The organism is Apibacter sp. B3546 (assembly GCF_009827885.1).
GTDB lineage: Bacteria > Bacteroidota > Bacteroidia > Flavobacteriales > Weeksellaceae > Apibacter.
The window spans coordinates 13,732-34,538 of the sequence record NZ_WINW01000029.1 but is presented as its reverse complement, the minus strand read 5'-3'; the positions used below and the strand labels follow the sequence as shown (position 1 = coordinate 34,538).

Genomic DNA, 20,807 nt, shown 5'->3' with positions numbered 1-20,807 from the left:
TCATAGTAATTTTGTTTTATTTAAAACACAAATTTATATTATAATAACATTTAAATAAAACTGAATTATATCATATTATACTGCTTCCTAATAAGTACTTATTCTTGAATACAACATTTTAAAATAAAATATCAATATTTTTTAAAATATTTTTTCTCTCTACTTATTAGCCAATGGTAAACTTCTAACTTTTTAAATAGTTACTTTATCCTATAAACTAATGATTTAAATAACATTTCTTTTTTAATTTATTAACAAGTAAAACGTTTTTTTATAAAAATCTGAAATATAAAAAACAGTACTTTTGTAAAATGAAACTATTGAGTTACAACGTTAACGGAATAAGAGCCGCATTAAATAAAGGCTTACTTGATTGGTTGAAATCTGCCAATCCTGATATACTTTGCTTGCAAGAAATAAAAGCACATACTGATCAATTCGACTCGACAGTATTTGAAAGTTTGGGTTATCATTCCTACTGGTTTCCGGCAGAAAAAAAGGGATATAGCGGAGTAGCAATTTTATCTAAAGAAAAACCGGTTTCAGTGAAATATGGTTGTGATGAGCAAGAATACGATCAAGAAGGAAGAGTATTACAAGCAAATTTTGAAAACTTTTCAGTTTTAAGTGTATATGTTCCCTCTGCAACCAATATTTCTCGTTTAGGTTTTAAAATGAAATTTTGCGAATATTTATTAAATTATATTAAAAAATTAGAAAAGGATTTTAAAAACCTTATTATTAATGGCGATATAAATATTTGTCATAAAGCCATAGACATCAATGATCCGGTTCGCAATGCTAAAGTGTCAGGATTTCTTCCAGAAGAAAGAGAATGGATGGACCGTTTCTTTGAACAATGTAATTTGGTAGATACTTTACGAGTTTTTAATCATGAACCCAATCAATATTCGTGGTGGACATACCGTGTAAAAACAGCCAGAAGTAATAATAAAGGATGGCGCATCGATTACACTTTGGTTACCAAGCCTTTGGTAAAACATTTACAAAGAGCTTATATTTTAACTCAAGCAGTACACTCCGACCATGCTCCGGTAGGTATCGATTTCGACTTAAATAAAACACAAAATCTTTAATTAAATTATCTAATTATGAAAAAAGCAACTTGTATTATTTCTCTAGTAATTCTCGCCGCATCGTGTGTACCTCAATCCAGATACGATGAATTGGAAAAAAAATATTATGCTTCATTGCAAGGAGAAAGAAAAAGTCAAAAAGCAATTCAAGAAAAAGAAAACGAATTAAAATCTTTATCCGACCAATATTCATCATTACAAGAACAACAAGACGCCCTGGCTAAAAAGAAAGCGCAACTTGATGCTGAATATTCAGATCTTCAAATAGAATATGCTAAACGACTTAAAGATATGGAAGATCTTAAAGCCAAAAACGCACAAATAGTTGATCAAGTTCAAACTACGGAACAATCCAGAAAAAAAATATTAAATGAATTAGAGCAAACCCAAGGTCAACTTCAAGAAAAAATTAAAAGAATTAATGAGTTGGAAAACTTGATTTCTCAACAAAAAGAATCGGTTTCCAAATTAAAAAACAAACTTCAAATCGCTTTAAAAAATTATTCAGGAAAAGGAATTACTGTTGAAGAAAAAGATGGAAATATATACGTTTCCATGGAGAATAAACTTCTGTTTCCATCAGCAAGTTGGACGGTAGAAACAGAAGGTATAAAAGCCCTTCACGACCTTTCCGAAGTTTTATCTAAAGATAAAAGTTTAAATATAATTATTCAAGGACATACGGATTCCGATAAATATGCCGGTAGCGGAAGCATTAAAGACAATTGGGATTTATCTGTAATGCGTGCAACCGCCATAACTAAAATTCTTCAATCCGAAGGAGTATCGCCTAAGCAAATGACCGCTTCCGGTAAAAGTGAATATGCTCCTCTAGCCAGTAACTCCACAGCTACCGGAAAAGCAGCTAATAGAAGGGTTGACATTATTATAGCTCCTAATTTGAGTGAAATTACTAAAATTTTAAATGATTTATAATTTTAAGATTTTATTTTATGAGAGTGGTTATCCAAAGAGTTTTAGAATCTTCCGTGAAAGTTGATAATAAAATAGTTGGCCAAATTGATCATGGTTTGTTGATACTTTTAGGTATTGAGGAAGCAGACAACCGGGAAGATATAGATTGGTTGTCTAATAAAATTTGTAACCTTCGAATATTTAATGATGAAAATGAAATAATGAATAAATCAATTTTGGATATTGGAGGGGATATTTTATTAGTAAGCCAATTTACCCTTCATGCTTCCACAAAAAAAGGTAATAGGCCGAGTTATATAAAAGCCGCTAAACAAGAATTTGCCAATACTATGTATGAAAAATTTAAAGATCAATTATCCAACATATTATCAAAACCTGTCCAATCCGGGATATTCGGTGCAGATATGAAAGTTTCTTTACTCAATGATGGTCCGGTAACCATTCTCATAGATTCTAAAAATAAAGAATAATAAAAATAGATAGTTATTCAAATTAAAAGAGTTTTTTTTATAAACTTACACCTTTTGATTAATAATTTGAATACTTAAATAAATTGAAAACTTATCGCATAAAAAAACCTGATTATTTAAAATAATCAGGTTTTTATCCTTTTATTTAAACAGAAAGATTAAATATTTAAATTTAAATCTGTCATTTGTTGTTTATATACACCTCCAACCAGCTTGTCTCTAACAGCTTCGAAAGCATCCAAGGTTTTATCAATTTCTTCATCTGTATGTGAAGCCGTTGGTATTAAACGCAAAAGTATCATTCCTTTAGGAATAACCGGATAGACTACAACACTGGTAAAAATTTTATAATTTTCACGAATATCTTTAATTAATAAAGTAGCCTCAATAGGATCTCCCTGCATATATACAGGAGTTACACAAGTATTGGTTTTACCGATATCAAATCCTCTGGCTTTCAACCCCTCTTGAAGTTTTTTTACGTTATGCCATAGTTTATCTTTAAGTTCGGGTTTGCTTCGTAACAATTCCAATCTTTTTAACGCACCAATCACCATAGGCATCGGCAAAGATTTAGCGAAAATTTGAGATCTTAAATTGTATTTTAAATATCTGATTATTTCTTTATTAGAAGCTACAAATGCTCCAATTCCGGCCATAGATTTTGCAAATGTTGAAAAATAAACATCTATACCGTCCTGGCAGCCCTGCTCTTCTCCTGCTCCTGCTCCTGTTTTACCAAGTGTACCGAATCCGTGAGCGTCATCAACTAATAATCTAAAATTGTATTTCTTTTTCAGTTCTACAATTTCTTTTAATTTACCTTGCTCTCCTCTCATTCCGAAAACTCCCTCGGTGATAACTAAAACACCACCTCCTGATTCTGCTGCATTTTTTTCCGCTCTTTTCAGGTTTTTTTCCAAGCTTTCTATATCGTTGTGCTGATAGGTAAATCTTTTTCCAAAATGAAGTCTAACTCCATCAACTATACAAGCATGGCTATCTACATCGTAAACGATTACATCATTTTTGGAAACCAATGTATCTATAATCGATAACATTCCCTGGTATCCAAAATTTAATAAATAAGCTGATTCTTTGTTTGCAAAATTAGCCAATTGTTTTTCCAATTCTTCATGGTAATGAGTCTGACCCGACATGGCTCTCGCTCCCATTGGATAAGCCATACCATATTGAGCTGCTGCATCTGCATCTGCTTTTCGCACTTCAGGATGATTAGCCAATCCTAAATAATCATTAATGCTCCAGATGATCATGTCATTACCCTTAAATTTCATTCTTGGGCTGATTTCTCCTTCTAGAACAGGAAATATATATTCTCCTTCCCCATAGTCCGCATATTTAGCTAGTGGACCGGGATTATTTTTTATTCTTTCAAAAATATCCATTGTTACAATTTAACCAAAGTTAGTTATATTTTTTCTACAGTAGCGTGAGATTCTAACCCATTCAATTTGCTGTTAACAAAACCTTGAGATGACATCCATTCATCACTGAAAACTTTAGTCATATATCTGGAACCGTGATCCGGAAAAATTAAAACAGCCAATGAGTTATCACTAAAAGTATCTGCTATTGTACGTGCTGCTGTTAAGCTTGCTCCACTGGTATATCCTACCATCATTCCTTCTTTAAGAGCTAATTCTCTTGTAGCATAGGCACTGGGCTCATCTGATACTTTAACGTATTGATCGATAACAGAAAAATCTAAAGCACCCGGGATTAAATTTTTACCTAAGCCTTCAATTTGATAAGGTTTGATCTCGTTACGGTCTAATTCTCCTGTTTCAAAATATTTTTTTAATACTGAACCTACTGCATCTACTCCTATTACTTTAATATCAGGATTTTTTTCTTTGAGAAACTGTGCAGCTCCAGTAAGTGTTCCTCCGGTTCCTGTACATCCAATAAGATGGGTAATTTCCCCTTGCGTTTGTTCCCAAATTTCAGGTCCTGTACTTAAATAATGAGATTTTGTGTTTTCTTTATTAAAATATTGATTAATATATAAGGAATTAGGGGTATTTGCTGCTATTCTTTTGGCAACTTCATAATAGGATCTGGGATCATCTGCCGGAACATTAGCCGGACATAAATAAACTTTAGCTCCCATTGCTCTAAGAAAAGAGATTTTTTCAGGTTTTGTTTTATCGCTAACTGCTACTATACATTTATAGCCTTTTACGATACTTACCATAGCTATGGAAAAACCTGTATTTCCTGAAGTTGTTTCAACTATAGTTGCTCCTGGCTTTAATAAACCTTGTTTTTCAGCATTTTCAATAATATGAAGCGCAATTCTGTCTTTAGTTGAGTGTCCGGGATTATAGCATTCTAATTTTGCAAAAAAAGAACCTTTCATTCCTTCTGTTACTCTGTTTAAGCGAACTAACGGCGTATTGTTAATTAACTCAAGAACATTATTATAAGTTCCAGCCATCCTATCTTATTATTAATTTATATAATTAATTCAAGGGGCAAATTTATAATTTTTTTTTCTTACAAAAAATTTAACTGAATGAAATTTAACATATACAAATTGATTAAAAATTTATATCATACTTTATTAGAAAATCCGTATAAATTATTAGTAATTGTTATAGATATATTCTATAATTTTCTTATCCTGTTCTGATAATTCAATTCCCCTTCTTTTCATAGTCCTTTCTGCAACTTCAAATACCTGTTCCAATTTAAAATTAGGACTCTCTGACTTACCACCCCATGAGAAAGATTTTATTATATTAGGTGGAAAACCGGAAGTAAATATATTAGCAGAAACTCCTACTACCGTGCCGGTATTAAATTGTGTGTTTATAGCTGATTTAGAATGATCCCCCATGATCATCCCTGCAAATTGTAATCCTGACTTAATAAACTTTTGTTTTGTATAATTCCAAAGCTTAACTACTGCGTAATTATTTTTTAAGTTTGAGGAGTTGGTATCAGCCCCCAAATTACACCATTCACCTATTACCGAATTTCCTACAAAACCGTCATGTCCTTTATTTGAATATCCTAAGATTATAATATTATTAACTTCTCCGCCCACTTTGGAATACGGTCCGACTGTTGTTCCGTCATATACTTTCGCTCCCATATTTATTTTAGAACCCGTACCTAAGGCAAAGGAACCTCGAATCATCGCTCCTTCCATAATTTCAGAATTTTTTCCTAAATAAATGGGCCCTTCTTTGGTATTGAGTATTGCACATTCGGCTACGGCACCTTCTTCAACAAATAGTTGTGAAGGATCTCCTATAATTTTAACGGTATTTGATAAGGTACATGATTTTCTGCCTTGTGTAATTAATTGGAAATCATAAGTAATGGCATCCGAATTATAAGTAAATAAATCCCAAGGATATTGTATATGAAAGCTTTCAAATATTATATCCAATTTTTTTACAAAATTATTTAATTGGAAATTTTCAAGAGTAGTTTTTGCTGCTACCAACTCTTCCTGATAATAAAAAGCTTCTCCGAATTTTAAATTTTTTAATTGGTAAATAAAATCTTGATTTGGAAAATAGGCGGGATTTATAAATACGTTTTCTTCTTCAATTTGAAGAGTATATTTTTCTGAAAGATATCCTTGAGTTAGATAAGAGATTTTTTCCGTTTGAAAAATATGTTTCCATCTTTCTGCAAATGTTAATATTCCCATCCTTAATTCTGCTACCGGTCGCGTAAACGTTAAGGGTAAAAGATCGGAATACTCTTTACCATCAAAAAGAATAATATTCATAGTATATACTTTATTATTTTTTCAAATATAAAAAATTATATCATAGTTTTTATTCTTTTATTTCAGTTAAAAGTTTTAATTAGTTTACGTATAAAATAGTTAAAATACTGATTCTCTATTTTTTATAATGTCTTATTATTTATTTTTATAAAGTGTTAGCATAATGTTCTTTAAAATATTCTAATCCTTCGGATGCTCCTTTTTGTATGAATATAATATCATTGCGTAATGAGGTTCGGAACGGTTTAGGATCTATGACAAATATTTTTGAAGTAACCGGCACAAAATCAAGTAATGATGCAGCCGGATATACTTGCAGAGAGCTTCCAATGACTAAAAAAATATCGGCATTTTGAGTTATTTCAATAGCATTTTCCATTTCAGGAACCATTTCCCCAAACCATACTATATGGGGACGTAATTGTCCACCATCTTCTGCTAAGTCTCCCATATGAACATCTTGTAGCGTATCATAGATTAGTGATTCATTAGTTTCGCTTCTTACTTTTGTCAGTTCTCCGTGTAAATGAAGTATATGTGTTGATTGAGCTCTTTCGTGAAAATTGTCAACATTTTGAGTTATAATTGAAATATCAAAAATGGATTCTAATTCTTTGAGCAAATGATGCCCCCGATTCGGGTCATGTTTTTGCAACTCGGCTCTTCGCATATTATAAAAATTCTGCACTAATTCCGGGTTTTTATACCATCCTTCTATTGAGGCTACTTCTTGCACTTTATAATTTTCCCATAATCCACCTGAATCTCTGAATGTGCTTAAACCGCTTTCAGCACTCATGCCTGCTCCTGTTAATACAACTAATTTTTTTTTCATATTTTATGCACTCAATTAGTTAACTAATTATTTTTAAAAATAGGTTTTCTCCTTTTAAAATCTTATTTTAACTCATCATAAGTATTATATCCACATAGCAGAAAATTTTTAAATTCTTCTTTATCCATATAACCTGCAACCGGAAAATTTAAAATTCTATTATCCGGTGTTACTAATACGTAGAATGGTTGAGAATTGGAATTAAAGTTCTCCCTTTGAAAAGTAGACCATTTATTTCCTATTGTTTTGATTTTTCTTTTTCTTCCATCTTTTAAATGAAGGATTTGTTGCTCATTATTAGGCAATTCTTCTGAATCATCAACATATAAAGATGAAATTATGAATTTATCGTGTAAGATTTTCCAAATATCCGGTTCACTCCACACATATTCTTCCATTTTTCGGCAATTTTCACATCCATAACCAGTAAAATCAATGAGAATGGGTTTATTTTCCTTTTTTGCCGTTTCCCGTGCTTTCTCATAGTCATGAAAGATGGTCAATCCTAAAACACCATTTTTTTGGTTGTTTGGATATATGCTAATTTGCATAGGTGGAGTAAGTCCACTAAGCAATTTTAAATTAGGCTTTTCTGAAGGAAACAATCCGGGGATCATATAAATTCCAATCAGTCCAAAGAGACAAGCCCCAATTATTCTTCCTACATTGATTTTTACTTTTTTATTATCGTGAGGAAATTTAATTACACCTAATAAGTATAATACAATTGAAATACAAATAAGGATCCAAATCGCAATAAAAATTTCTCTTTTCAACAAGAAAGTTTTAGCTACTAAATCTGCTTTTGATAAAAATTTGAACGCTAAAGCTAATTCTAAAAAACCTAAAACAACTTTAACGGTATTCATCCATCCTCCTGATTTTGGCATCGTATGTAAAAATTGAGGAAACAATGCAAATATTCCAAACATTAGTGCCCAAGCTAATCCACATCCTCCAAATGCCACGGTCAATTGATTCGGGTTTTGAATTGCATTCGCCAGTATGCTTCCTAAAACAGGACCGGTGCATGAGAATGAAACGATTACCAGGGTTAAAGCCATGAAAAAAAGACCTATTATACCTCCCGATTCGGAAGCTTTATCAGATTTATTAGCCATCCATCCGGGTAACGTTATATCGTAATATCCAAAAAAACTAAAAGCAAACAGTATAAAAATCACAAAAAAGATTAGATTCAACCATACATTGGTGGCAATCTGATTAAAAATATCCGGATTTATACCACTTATAAGATGAAAGGGCAGTGTGAATAATACGAAAATTAACACTATGAAAAAAGCGTAAATCAAGGCATCTTTCTTGCCTTCTTTTTTACTTTTAGCATGTTTGGTAAAATAGGATATGGTTAATGGAATCATAGGATATACACATGGGGTTAGCAAAGCTACCAATCCTCCTAAAAAACCAAATGTAAAAATCCATATATAACCTTCTTTTTTAATTATCCTATCTCCGCAATCTTTATTTATGGGTTCAGCTATATTAAAGCCGGGTATAATGATCTGATTTTTATTGCTTTCTGCAATTGTTTTTATTGGTTGAACGGAATCTTTTATTGGAGTTGAAGGAACGGAATCTATTTTTGGTTTCGGTTGAGTCAATTGCTTAATCGTGTCTTTAAGTAAGACCGTTGACTTATCTTGATTTATTGACTTAGGGATCAATTTGAATGAAAAGGTTTCTTCATCAGGTGCTAAACATACTTTATCATTGCATATCTGATATTCAACATCTGCTTCAAATACAACCGGTTTAGAACCTAAAACCTCAACTCGTTGCCTATATTCAACTTTATTGGAATAATAAATCAAAGTTCCTTCAAATACATCGGAATATTCTTCAATTTTTTTACCAATTTCTTTAGTTGGACCAATTAATTTTATTGAGGAATTTTCGGGGTATGAAAATGAAGTTGGAATTGCATTTTCAACCTTTATATCTTTGGAATATACATGCCACCCCGATTCTAAAATTGCAGTGAATACGGCTTCATAGATATTATCTTTTTCATGTTTTATTTCCGATTTCCACTGGATAGGATTCTTAACTTGAGCATTGGCTACTAGGGCAAGAACAAAAAAAATCCAAATCAGTTTTTTCATGATAAGCTTTATGTTAGAATTATTTAGTTTATGAACCAAATGTAATAAATTTCACAAATATAATCGACTGATTTTATCTTAATTTTACTTTGGAAATCCCATCTTTTTTTTCCAAAAATGACAGTAAAATTTAAAATTTTTCTTATTTATTAAATGGTTATTATCTGATTTATAAACACTTCATGATTGAAACAATATATGATTGATTACCAAATTACAATCATTTATTCAAAATTTTTTTGGTATATCTTATCTTTAAGTGTTGAATTTAATGATTAAAACGAAGCTTTTATCTGAACACTTCCCGTATGTATGGTTTTTGAATCTTCACTTTTGCGACCATCATATATAATATTCAATGTAAAAACAGAGCTAAGTTCTCGTTGAAGGTATGCTTTCCATATCATATTTTTTCCACTTAGTAGCCCTTCCATCATCTGACTGGATACCAAGGAAAAATTATTTCCTTTTAATTCATTTTTTATATATGAAAAAGTGCCGGTAAGAGAGGTTCTTTTCTCATCATTCCAATGGCATTCAAATCCGGCTTGTTTCCATTCTAACCGTTCATTTCCTAATTTGTTTTTTTTATGTTGATACTTTAGTAAGGCTCTTAGGCTGATATTTTTTTGAATTTCATAGGTTAATGAAGGATGAAAAGCTGTTGTTTCAATGGTAAATCGTTTGGTAACAAAAAGTTGAGATCTACTTTTATCTGTGATAAAATTATTTTGAAGAGAAAAAATCCATAAATCCCATGGTTTATAATTTACTAAAGTTTGAAAATTGATACTATTTCTTTTGTCTTTTCCGGTAAATATAAATTGTGTAGAGTTATTTTCCATGAATTGAAAAGCTCCGGTCCATTTGTGTACACTGATTCGATTAAATGATAAATTTGTAGTTATATTCTGTGTCTGAGACAAGAGATCTTTATTGGAAAACGGATTAAGTTCAACGGTTTTATTTTTTTTCTTGTAAGATGAAATCGATTGAAAAGCAGATTGTAAGGTTATTCTTTTCCACCAGTCGGAATTAAGAAAACGAGAGGGATGTACATGTATGGTAAACAGTAATTTATTATTATTTGATTTTAAATAGTTTACATTGTCTGTATAAACTCGTATATATTGTGCTTGATCGCTGAATTCTGCCACTTCAAACTCATCAATTTCCTCTATTCCGTTCCCATTATAATCCGTCCATTTATATATGCCTTTTCCATCCGTCACTTTTACATATTTAAATTCTCTTTGGGCTTCCTGACCACTCGACAACTCATATTCAGAATTTAAGACTAATCCGCTTTTAAGTAAAATTTTATTCCAATGAATAGATCCTAATAAGTAATTTTCATCTTTTTGGTTTGTATATATAGCTTTACTGTAATGCACTTTACGATAATGGAAATCAATATTTAAATTATGATTTTGAGATTGTATCAATTGATTGTTTATGATCGTTCCATAGGAAGTGGTAAAATTTTTCAGTTTACCAATACGTACGGAATCATCTGTTCTGGCATAAATTTTTAATTCGGTAAAAAATTTTGCGCTATCTGTGAGTAAGGTTGCATATATTTCATTCCAGTTAAAACTGGATGAGGTATATTTTGACAGTAAATTGTTTTTAACTTTATTGGTTTCTCCTTTTAAACCGATTCCTACTTTCACCTTTCCTATTTGTTGATTAATTTCCGAAATATGCTTTATAAAATTAGAATGGATACTGTCTTGTTGTTTGGAATACAAATAACTAACATTTGTAGATATGGCTGTATTATTAGCAGCATATCCCAGGTGTATATCATTTTTGTATCCTTTATAAAAATTTTCTTCTTCTAAATAATTTAAGGTGTAATTTAACTTCCATTTTTCATATAGTCTGTTTTGCCAACCCAGACTTAATTGGTTCTGATTTATGCCGTTGAATTCTTGTGAAATATTAAAATCCCTATCGAATTCAACTTGGTTAATTCTTTCTAAGATGTGAAAGTTTTTTTGAATAAAAATATGGGATAAATTAAAATTACTATTCCAATATTTTTTATCTATATTCTTATTTAAATATAATTTGCTTGCAAATCCTTTATTTTTGCCATTTCCAATAGACGAAAACGTATTTTCATCATGATCGCTTAGTGCCAAATTAACACCCAAATTACCTTTATTAAACCTATATTCTGCATGAGTTGAAACTATTTGTGTTTTTTGAGGTGGAATCAATTGGGTTACGGGTTCATATTCCCCTTGTAATATCCCGTCAATTGGAGGAATATATTCATATACACGACCATTTACTGGAAGTGATACAATTTTATAATTTCCTTTATTAGCCCCCATATAGGTAAATGAAAGTGTATATAATTCTTCTGAGCTATCGGTTGAATATTGATAAATTAATTCTTGACCCGTATTAATTTTTTTATATAAAATTTTGTTTGGATCATATTCGGTTAATACCGCATTCGGCGCATACATTCGGTCTATTTCGTTTCCTGCTTCACGTAAAACTTCTTTTTGTTTATCTGTCAGTTCCTGATTACTAGCTTTGGTATCATTTTCAGAAAATATATTGGCACTAAAAGTAAATCTTTCTGATTGATATTTTCCACCCGTATATAGTAAAAAACGTGTATAAGTGGTGGTATTATAAATATATTCTACTACTATACGACTATTGGACGAAATATAGGTTTTAGAGGTAAATGTAAGTTCTCCCGTATTATAATTGATCGTATAATCTTGATCTTCGCCCCTTTTTAATAATGCACCGTTCATATAAACTTTTTCTGACCCTGATAATACAATTATAAAAAGTTCTCCTTGTTTTCCTTTTAATTTATAAGGCCCTTGATTCCCTTCTATTCCGGTAAATTTCATTCGATTAAATTCACCTCTGGAAAGTGAACCTAAAGCATATAAATCGGTAAATGAATTTGTACGTTTTATTCGTGTTCCAATTTGCATACCCGTAATCTTTCTCGAGAAATTGGCAAAATAATCTTGTTCTTGAATCAAATCTAAATGTCCCGCTCTTAAGTAAGAATTTTTATTAGAAAGCTCAATATAGATTTTATCATATTCATCCAATCGTTGGGTATATCCGTCGGCTTGTATAGGTATATTATGATCCGATATAGCTGCTTTTATCATAACATCTTTGCTTAAATGACCGGATAGCTCTAAATCCAATGAAGACTGAACGGAAGCACTTTGATTGGTTCCAAAAGTGATTCCTCTAATTAAGGTCCCTGAACTTGTCAAATTTTGAAAAAATTCATTATCTTTCTTTACTTTTTCAGTTATTTCATAAAGTTTTACAGGCTTATTAATTCTCACTATTAGTGACGTATCTTTAGAATAAATTATTTTTTCTTTTTTTTCAGGAAATAGGTAATAACAAATTTTTAATTCTTGACCTATCAATAAAGGATCAATTTTTATCGCATTTAGCAGCGATTGGTATGAGTATAATTTGGAGTTTATTTCTTCATTATTTTTATTCTTTATGGAAATCGGCTCAGGTATAATCGTTAGAGAATCAAGTACTACTAAGGTGTCCTTTATTACAATTTTTTTACACTTGAAATTTGGATTTTTCCAATCAATATCCTGAGCCTGGATATATAATCCCAAGCATATAGTAATTAGTATGAATATTGATCTACTTAGCAATTTTATAAATTAACGAATTTATACTTTTTTTTGATATACCCATTAATTGATAAAACTTTATTTTATTCAATAAATTTTACTCACTACAATTTAGTTTACTACTTTTAATAACATTATCTTAATCTTCAACTAAAAAATTAAAATGACTTTTCAATAATGTAAAAAATCGTAATAATTTACCCAACGGTTTAATTTTTGTATTAAACTATATAAATAATAAATAGGAATATTTATGTCAAATTTTACCGAAATAATTCAAGGAGATAAAACCGTGTTAATTGATTTTTCCGCAGAGTGGTGTCAACCCTGTAAAATGTTAGCACCAATATTGAAAGAGGTTAAAGAAAAAATTGGAGATAAAGCAACAATTATTAAAATTGATATAGATAAAAATCAAAAATTGGCAAATGCATATCATATTCAATCAGTACCCACTCTAATTATTTTTAAAAAAGGAGAAATAAAATGGAGAGAAAGCGGTGTAAGAGCAGCTCAAGAAATTATAGATTTGTTAAATCAATACTCCTAATAATTCTTAAGTATTTCGTTGATTAAATTGTATTCATATCCTTTTTGTAAGAGATAATTATATATTTTTTTCTTTTTTAAATATACTTCAGATTCCCTAATAATATTCCATTTTTTTTCAGTCAACTCCATGAGAGTTGATTTGTAATCATCCTCGTTAATTTCTTCAATCCCTTTATCTATTAAATTAGTTGGAATTCTCTTTTGCTTTAATCCTTGCTTAATTTTAATCTTCCCCCATTTTTTTTGATAAAATTTCCCTCTAGCATATGATTTAGAAAATCTTTCCTCATTCAAAAAGTTATTTTGTATCAACCATATGAGTATTTCTCCCCTCTCATCCTCATTCAAAGTTCTTAATTCTTTCAATTTTTGTTCAACCTCATAATGACAGCGATCCTGATAGACGCAATAATCTGCTAATTTTTTTTTTATTTGGGACAAATCAAGCACGACATCTTATTTATGTACTAAAATATAAAAAAGTTTCAAAATTTTTTGTATTAAGTTTATTAACCCGATTTTTTAAGTATTTTTATAACAATAATTTCTAGAACATGAAATCTTTTAAGAGCTATTTACATATATTTTTAGTTGTAGCTACTTTTTCAATTTCCTATGCGCAAAATAACAATTCTTTTAAGCCAGAAGAAATTACTGAAAAGCAAATCACAACGTTAGATAAAGACCTTATTCTTGACGATTTTCAAAAATTAGAGCTTAAAGAATTCATATTAGAAAAAACTACATATCTAAAAATTGCAATGGATGCAGGCATTGATAATCAAGAGATACGTTTTTTGATAGAAAACAACAACAGGGAAATTGATTTTAAATTAAAAGAAGTGTTATCATCTGAACAGTTTGATAAATATTTAAAACTAAAACGGGAAAATGCGATTAATTCGGATCAGAAAAAAAAGAAAAAAAGAGAAACATCTAAATAAATCTTGCTATCTAATACTATTTTGAGTAAAGTTTAGCATTGATTTCTGTAGGATATTATTTTATATTTTAAAACAAAAAAAGGCGATAAAATTGCCTTTTTTTAACCTTAATTTAATTACATAAAATTTTAAATTTTTGTAATTAAGATTTTATATAGATATACTTAATTATCCAATTTTACACACAGTTTCATAAGCCACATTGCTTATGGAAAGTGATTTTGCTACTATAGGAACTAATGAAATCCAAATTCATTTTATAGGAGGTTATTAACGTTAAGTATTAGGCCATTCATTAACATGTTTACCTGTACCCATTTTAATAGTCCTTGCTGAAATAGTAAACGTTTCAGTTAGAGAATTGGCGCCGAAAGCATCAAAATTTTCTCTGTACTTAACCACATAACCATCTGTAAATGACAATTCTTTCAAAGTATCATCAGAATCTCTTTTTACAAAGATAACTTTACCATCTTTTCTCTCAAAACTATTAGTCATCCATTCGAAGATATCAGATTCTCCTGTTGATTCTACTGTTACTTCAATTCTTCCACCTCTGGTCTGAGAAGATGGACGTCCGGTTGGATCAGTTTCTTGAGCTAAGGAATAATTAACACTCAAAATGTTGTACTTTTTACCCCCTACTTCTAATTTAGATTTAAAAGACATAATAAAAAAACTAATAATTAATAAAATATATTTATACCACAAATATAATTATATTATATAATCTTATCTCAATTCAACACGTTAATTTATTGTTAAAATACCTATTTGTTATTATTCAATTACCTATAGACTTTTAAATCTCTTGTAATAATTTATATATGTCTGCAATAAATTCCCACCTTAAATAGCTTTCTGTTGATAATAATATATATCATGGTTGGAAATATCATTAGAATCAATATATTTCTTTTAATTTCCATTTGATTTACAGACTTTTCCTGATATCTAAATTCATTAATAATCGATGTATTTTCTTTTCTAAGTTCTCAATTTTCTCTCTAAGACAATTGACAATTAAAGAATATTGGTATATCAATAATTATTACTATTAAAGTATATGAAGATATAAAAAGTATGAAAGAAATCCATCTATCTTTTTTATGTAATACTTCCATATTATAAATTTTAAATTGTTTTATTTTCCTTCCTTTCCTTAAAGAATATTCCAGTATCTTTCTTTTTTCGATGTAATTGAGTTTATATAATGTGGCAAACAATTGATCTAACGTTCGCATAAAATTTTTACCTTTTTAATAGTTTATCAACTTGCAAATGATTATATCCGGCACTAACCAGATCTGTGAACAGAACTTCAAAATCGTCTTGCGAAATGGATAATCAGGCTTAATAAATTTTGGTGAGCTTAAATATTTTGATTTTAAATAAAAATTTAATATTTATAATGATCTTAATTCAATACCAATTAATTTACTTAAACTTTAAAATACTTATAAACAATCCAGATATAATATTTACAATAAAACATATTATATCATATTTATTATACAAACCAATCAATTTTCTCATATATTTAAAAATTTTAAATGCTATCTTTAAAATTAACTTTATTATATTTTATTTATAATTATAAAATACAAAAAAATGAAAAAGAAATTTCTACTATTTAGAATTTTATTTATTACTATTAATGGATTAGTATTAATTAATAGTTGTAATAACGACAATGATATCAACCCGATATCGAATAAGAAAGAAAGTATTACAACTTTCGAAAAAAAATATATAAGGTATCTTTATCCGGAATCAAATAATGATTCAATTAAATTAATTGGATTCAAAACGGTCTATTTCAACAAAGATGAAGCACAAGAAATTAAGAATGCACAAGAATTATACAAAAAAGAATTAATTGAAATTAACAAATCAATTTATTATGCTGAAGATTATTCTTTTATTCGAGTATATTTCCCCATGAGTGATGCTATAGTAAACTATAATGGAAAAACGTATGAAGCAAGTAATCGAGGAAGCTTTATTACAGATGCGTTTGTAAATTTAAAAACTACTTCTCGGATACAAGTGATTGGAAGAAAAGCATCCGAACACATTACGGGAACAGATTTTAATAATATTGAAGGAAATCAAATATTACTTGCTGAAAAATTAGAAAAAGCAATGAAAGATCATACTACTGAAAATACCTTTGTATTTAATTTAGGAGAAAGAAGCTTTAATCATCACTCCTTAGAAAATAAAACTGTAACTGCTCGTTCCATTTCCTGTTATCAAAATCATGGAAATTTAAATTGTAGCACAGCTTTCAGTTATAATGGAAAATGTGATCGAGAATTTACAAATTGCATGGATTATAATGGATGGCCTGCAAGATGCTTTGATAAAAGCAAAATTGGTTTTATTGGTAGTGATTGCCAAAGAGCAATGGCTGCCGGAAAATGTTGGAATGAGATTATGAATCGTAATTAAAAACTTCTATTAATTATAAATCAATTAGTTTACTAAAAGATTTTGTTTAGTTAATTTGTCAAAAATATTACCATATAGATAATTTCAGATAAATTATGTGATTATTACATTACTTGTTAAATAAATTATTAAAAAAACTGTTTATTTGTATAAATCTATAATGTATCTGATCATCTAATATATTCTTTGTCACTTGAATTATCACAGTTAATATTTTCTAACTTATTATTTCTAGATTTTAATTTTTTCACTTTTTTATATATTTTCATTCATATACTTAATTCAATAAAAATCTTTTTAATTATTTAAGTTTTTAATTTCTTTAATTCGTTAGTTTAGCTATATTTTTGATATGTCTGAATGAATTTCCCTTAAAAACACTACTTTAGACGCAATAACTTTTATATAAAATCATATAATCCGAAAATTCATCTAAAACAGCCTTAAGGGTGGATTAATTTATATTGTTATTTATAACCAAATCCCCTTTATCAAACATTCTATTTTATTTTATCTTTGTATAGTATTTCTAATACAAGTTTTTTAATTATTTAAAATTTTTATTTCAAAAAATGTCCAAAAATAGCATAATAAAATGTCTTCAAATAAATTAAAACTTTTAAAATGAAACAATTCCTTTTATTATTACATGAAAACAATGAAAAACTAAAAGAATTATCTGAACAAGAAATGCAGGCATTAGCTGATGCTCATATGAAATGGGCTTCAAAATTAGCAAAAACAGGAAATTTAATTTCAGGGGATGGATTACATGAAAAAGGTGTGCTTATTATGGGTAAAGACTGTGTTATTAAAGACGGGCCATACTTGGAATCCAAAGAAATAATTGGAGGCTATTATTTATTACAAAGCGATAATCTAGAAACTATTATCGAGTTAGCTAAAGAGTGCCCGACACATTATTATGGGGGAACGACAGAAATCCGTCCAATCTTGAATATGGAAGATTATGATTCCTAATTTACCTTTTGAAGATAAAATAAATTACAGAACGTTATACGGAAAGCTTTTTTCTGTATTAGTGATTCAGTTTGGCGCTACCCATGTTTCTGAAATTGAAGATGCTATTCAAAATTCTTTTTTGAAGTATCTGAAAATCCGGGAACAAAATAATATACCAAAAAATATAGAAAATTGGCTATTTATGGTAGCTCGTAATGATTTACTAAATATAATAAAACGCAAACAAAAAGAAGATTATAATTTTTCAATAGAACTTACAGAAGATGAAAAAGTAGAACCATATGAAACCGATCTTCGTTTACAAACGATACTATTTATCTCTTCGTTAAACAGCCTATCCACACAATCTAAAATTATTTTTATACTCAAAAATATATTTGGGTTAAGCATGCTTGAAATTCGTGAATCTACTTTAATTAATCAAGAAGCTATTTATAAAAGCATTAACCGAACTAAAAAGAAACTTAATATTGATTTAAATTGCCAAAAAATCGAAATAAATTCCGTTCCGGTTAATCAAAAAACAATATCAATTGTTGAAGAAATCCTTTATGCCGTTTTCAATATTGGCTTTGATTCTTTTAATGAAAAGACTGAAAATATTGTGAATAAAGATTTATGCTTAGAATCATTTGTTTTGACAAGATTATTATATAATAAATTCAATTATACTTCAACCAGTAATTTACTCGCCGTTTTATTTTTTCACATATCAAGAATTCCTGCAAAAATTAATAATGGGAAATTAATTTCCTTTTTTAATCAAAATCGAGACAAATGGAACAAAAAATTGCTTACTATGGCCTTCCATCATATTAAAAAACCCAAAAATAGTAACAAATACTATATTGAAGCAATTATCATCAGTAAGTATATGTCTAAAAAAGATTTTAGCTTAAAAGATTGGACTGAAATATCATTTTTATATGAAATGATGCTTGAAATCTCGCAATCACCAATACTAAGACTTAATTACTCATTTTGCTTAAGCAAAATTGGAAAAACAGATAAAGCCATGAACATTCTTTCAGAAGTTCAAAATCAACTACCAGATCATCATCTATACTTTTCTTTAGTAAAAGCTATAATAACGAAAGAGTCCAATTCTAAAGAGTCACATGAAATAATTCTTACGCTTAGTAATAAAATGAAACAAAAAATAAGAAAAGAATATTTAAAAAGTTTTATTTAAAAAAGCAAAATAAATAATGATTACATTGTTTAATATTTATTTTTTTAGAACAAATAAGTTTAAGTATATACTAAAAAATCAAAATTTATATTTTTTTATACTAATTATTTCAATTTATATAGTTTTAGTATTTTATGCTATGTATATATATTGGAATATTACTCTCCGCCATGTAGATTAATCTTACAAAGATATTAGAACTAAATAGATAAAAACTAATTAACAACTAAAATTTATAAGCAAAAAATTACTATCAATTAATTTTCTTAGTTTTAAGTATACAAAACAAAAAAGAGTTACAAATTATGTAACTCTTTTTTTAGCTCCTCCTGCTGGGCTCGAACCAGCGACCCTCTGATTAACAGTCAGATGCTCTAACCGACTGAGCTAAGGAGGAATTTTGTGAGTGCAAATGTAGAAGAATTTTATATATGCTCCAAATATTTTTTAATCTTTTTTTCATCTTAAATTCTAAGTACATAAGTATCAATGAAAAAAACTTTTATTTTTTTAATATATAGCTCATATAAGATACTTTTTTTAATATAAAATAGTATTTTTGTCTCTGTCTAACTTATATAATTATTATGGACATATCTATATTGCTTGTATTCTTATTGATTTTAGTGCTCTTTATGGGAGGTTTTCTGTTTATGTTAACCCGTTTTTTTCAATCAGAAAGAGAAAGAAGAAGTTTTGAGTTGCGTCTAAAATATTCTGAAAATATTTTACCGAATAAATTACAAGCTTATGAACGTATGACTCTTTTTTTAGAAAGAATACGCCCTTCTTCTTTAATAAGACGAGTAACTCCTACGGATGATAGTAAATCTTATGAATTCACTTTAATAGAAACCATTCAAACAGAATTCGATCACAATTTAGCACAACAACTCTATATAAATCCGAATTCGTGGAAGATTATTTTATCGGCAAAGAATGCAACCCAATTGCTTATAAAAAATACTATTGAAGCTATGAAAGATTCTTCAATACAAGAAATTCAAGAGGAAATCATTAAACAATCGATGGAAGACGCTTCTCCTTCGTCTACGGCAATTTTGTATTTACAAAAAGATATTCAAGACGGAATCTAAAAAATTTTCACTATGAACATCAAATCATTGGCTGAAGAAGAAAGACCCAGAGAAAAATTATTACTGAGAGGAAAACAATCCTTATCAGACGCAGAACTTCTTGCTATAATTTTAGGTAGTGGTTCGAAATCTGAAAGCAGCATTACTCTTGCTCAACGAATTTTATCATCCGTAAATCATAATTGGAATGAATTGGCAAAGCTAACCATACGAGATTTATGCAAATTTAACGGAGTAGGTAAAGTTAAAGCAATTGAAATTATCACTTCTCTTGAAATTGGAAGACGAAAATCCTTACAGCAAGCCTTAAAAAAAGAAAAAATTTCTTCTTCGAAAGATGCCTATAATATTCTTCAACCTATTATTGGTGATTTGATGATAGAGGAATTTTGGGTAATTTATTTAAGCAGATCCAATAAAATATTAAGTAAAGAAAAAATTTCTCAAGGAGGAATAACCGGTACAATGGTTGATAATCGACTAATATTTAAACATGCTATAGAACTTAATGCAGTTTCATTAATCATATCACATAATCATCCTTCAGGAAATATTCAGCCCAGCAATTCTGATATACAAATTACCCATGAAATAAAAAAAGCAGGGAACTTATTAAATATAACTTTGATGGATCATTTAATTGTTACGCAAACCTCTTTTTTCAGTTTTGCCGATGAAAATTTACTGTGAAAGAC

18 protein-coding genes and 1 tRNA gene are annotated in these 20,807 nt (G+C 29.0%); 10 read left to right on the top strand and 9 right to left on the bottom strand.

What is annotated here, in order from left to right:
* Positions 1–311: 311 nt before the first annotated feature.
* The 3 genes from GFU93_RS04925 to dtd are packed head-to-tail and all read left to right on the top strand — an operon-like array spanning position 312 to position 2,503.
* Positions 312–1,097 carry an exodeoxyribonuclease III gene (locus tag GFU93_RS04925; RefSeq protein WP_160567712.1) on the top strand — a complete coding sequence of 262 codons (786 nt, stop codon included), beginning with the start codon at positions 312–314 and terminating at the stop codon, positions 1,095–1,097.
* Between the two features lie 15 nt (positions 1,098–1,112).
* Positions 1,113–2,033: an OmpA family protein gene (locus tag GFU93_RS04920; protein ID WP_160567710.1), complete on the top strand. Its 921-nt coding sequence runs from the start codon at positions 1,113–1,115 to the stop codon at positions 2,031–2,033.
* Positions 2,034–2,050: 17 nt separating this feature from the next.
* Positions 2,051–2,503 (top strand): D-aminoacyl-tRNA deacylase, encoded by a 453-nt coding sequence (dtd, locus tag GFU93_RS04915; protein WP_105297229.1) that lies wholly within the window; start codon positions 2,051–2,053, stop codon positions 2,501–2,503.
* A gap of 158 nt (positions 2,504–2,661) precedes the next feature.
* On the opposite strand, the gene GFU93_RS04910 is transcribed toward dtd, so the two are convergent.
* From GFU93_RS04910 to GFU93_RS04885, 6 genes are all read right to left on the bottom strand, one after another.
* Positions 2,662–3,912 carry a pyridoxal phosphate-dependent aminotransferase family protein gene (locus GFU93_RS04910; protein ID WP_105297230.1) on the bottom strand — a complete coding sequence of 417 codons (1,251 nt, stop codon included), beginning with the start codon at positions 3,910–3,912 and terminating at the stop codon, positions 2,662–2,664.
* A gap of 23 nt (positions 3,913–3,935) precedes the next feature.
* Complete coding sequence (locus GFU93_RS04905) at positions 3,936–4,964, bottom strand: PLP-dependent cysteine synthase family protein (RefSeq protein WP_160567708.1); 1,029 nt, start codon at positions 4,962–4,964, stop codon at positions 3,936–3,938.
* 147 nt (positions 4,965–5,111) lie between these two features.
* The gene (locus GFU93_RS04900) at positions 5,112–6,272 is read right to left on the bottom strand and encodes a GlmU family protein (RefSeq protein ID WP_160567706.1); all 1,161 of its coding nucleotides are present in this window, start codon (positions 6,270–6,272) and stop codon (positions 5,112–5,114) included.
* 145 nt (positions 6,273–6,417) lie between these two features.
* Positions 6,418–7,107, bottom strand: a complete 690-nt coding sequence (locus tag GFU93_RS04895; RefSeq protein ID WP_160567704.1) for a Sir2 family NAD-dependent protein deacetylase — start codon at positions 7,105–7,107, stop codon at positions 6,418–6,420.
* 62 nt (positions 7,108–7,169) lie between these two features.
* Complete coding sequence (locus GFU93_RS04890) at positions 7,170–9,233, bottom strand: thioredoxin family protein (protein WP_160567702.1); 2,064 nt, start codon at positions 9,231–9,233, stop codon at positions 7,170–7,172.
* Positions 9,234–9,508: 275 nt separating this feature from the next.
* The gene (locus GFU93_RS04885; RefSeq protein WP_160567700.1) at positions 9,509–12,871 is read right to left on the bottom strand and encodes a hypothetical protein; all 3,363 of its coding nucleotides are present in this window, start codon (positions 12,869–12,871) and stop codon (positions 9,509–9,511) included.
* 271 nt (positions 12,872–13,142) lie between these two features.
* Between GFU93_RS04885 and trxA the strand changes: the two genes are divergently transcribed.
* Positions 13,143–13,439, top strand: a complete 297-nt coding sequence (gene trxA, locus GFU93_RS04880) for a thioredoxin (protein ID WP_160567698.1) — start codon at positions 13,143–13,145, stop codon at positions 13,437–13,439.
* On the opposite strand, the gene GFU93_RS04875 is transcribed toward trxA, so the two are convergent.
* The gene (locus GFU93_RS04875; RefSeq protein WP_160567696.1) at positions 13,436–13,891 is read right to left on the bottom strand and encodes a regulatory protein RecX; all 456 of its coding nucleotides are present in this window, start codon (positions 13,889–13,891) and stop codon (positions 13,436–13,438) included. The genes trxA and GFU93_RS04875 overlap by 4 nt on opposite strands.
* Positions 13,892–13,995: 104 nt before the next feature.
* Between GFU93_RS04875 and GFU93_RS04870 the strand changes: the two genes are divergently transcribed.
* A complete protein-coding gene (locus GFU93_RS04870) occupies positions 13,996–14,385 on the top strand; it encodes a hypothetical protein (protein ID WP_160567695.1) in 390 nt (129 codons plus the stop codon).
* A gap of 276 nt (positions 14,386–14,661) precedes the next feature.
* Here GFU93_RS04870 and tssD read toward each other — a convergent pair whose 3' ends face one another.
* A complete protein-coding gene (gene tssD / locus GFU93_RS04865) occupies positions 14,662–15,054 on the bottom strand; it encodes a type VI secretion system tube protein TssD (RefSeq protein ID WP_160567693.1) in 393 nt (130 codons plus the stop codon).
* A 942-nt stretch (positions 15,055–15,996) separates the two neighbouring features.
* Here tssD and GFU93_RS04860 point away from each other — a divergent pair.
* The 3 genes from GFU93_RS04860 to GFU93_RS04850 all read left to right on the top strand — a co-directional run bounded on the left by GFU93_RS04860 (position 15,997) and on the right by GFU93_RS04850 (position 19,015).
* Positions 15,997–16,839, top strand: coding sequence for a hypothetical protein (locus tag GFU93_RS04860; protein ID WP_160567691.1), 843 nt, complete (start codon positions 15,997–15,999; stop codon positions 16,837–16,839).
* 624 nt (positions 16,840–17,463) lie between these two features.
* Entirely contained in the window at positions 17,464–17,820 is a 357-nt protein-coding gene (locus GFU93_RS04855) for a YciI family protein (RefSeq protein ID WP_160567689.1), read from the top strand.
* A complete protein-coding gene (locus GFU93_RS04850; protein ID WP_160567687.1) occupies positions 17,810–19,015 on the top strand; it encodes a sigma-70 family RNA polymerase sigma factor in 1,206 nt (401 codons plus the stop codon). Before GFU93_RS04855 ends, GFU93_RS04850 begins: the two co-directional genes overlap by 11 nt.
* Before the next feature lie 323 nt (positions 19,016–19,338).
* Here GFU93_RS04850 and GFU93_RS04845 read toward each other — a convergent pair.
* Positions 19,339–19,412 (bottom strand) — tRNA-Asn (locus GFU93_RS04845).
* Between the two features lie 190 nt (positions 19,413–19,602).
* On the opposite strand from GFU93_RS04845, the gene GFU93_RS04840 reads away from it, so the two are divergent.
* Both GFU93_RS04840 and radC read left to right on the top strand, forming a co-directional pair.
* A complete protein-coding gene (locus GFU93_RS04840) occupies positions 19,603–20,112 on the top strand; it encodes a hypothetical protein (protein WP_160567685.1) in 510 nt (169 codons plus the stop codon).
* A gap of 12 nt (positions 20,113–20,124) precedes the next feature.
* Positions 20,125–20,802 carry a DNA repair protein RadC gene (gene radC, locus GFU93_RS04835; protein WP_160567683.1) on the top strand — a complete coding sequence of 226 codons (678 nt, stop codon included), beginning with the start codon at positions 20,125–20,127 and terminating at the stop codon, positions 20,800–20,802.
* The last annotated feature ends 5 nt before the right edge of the window (positions 20,803–20,807 follow it).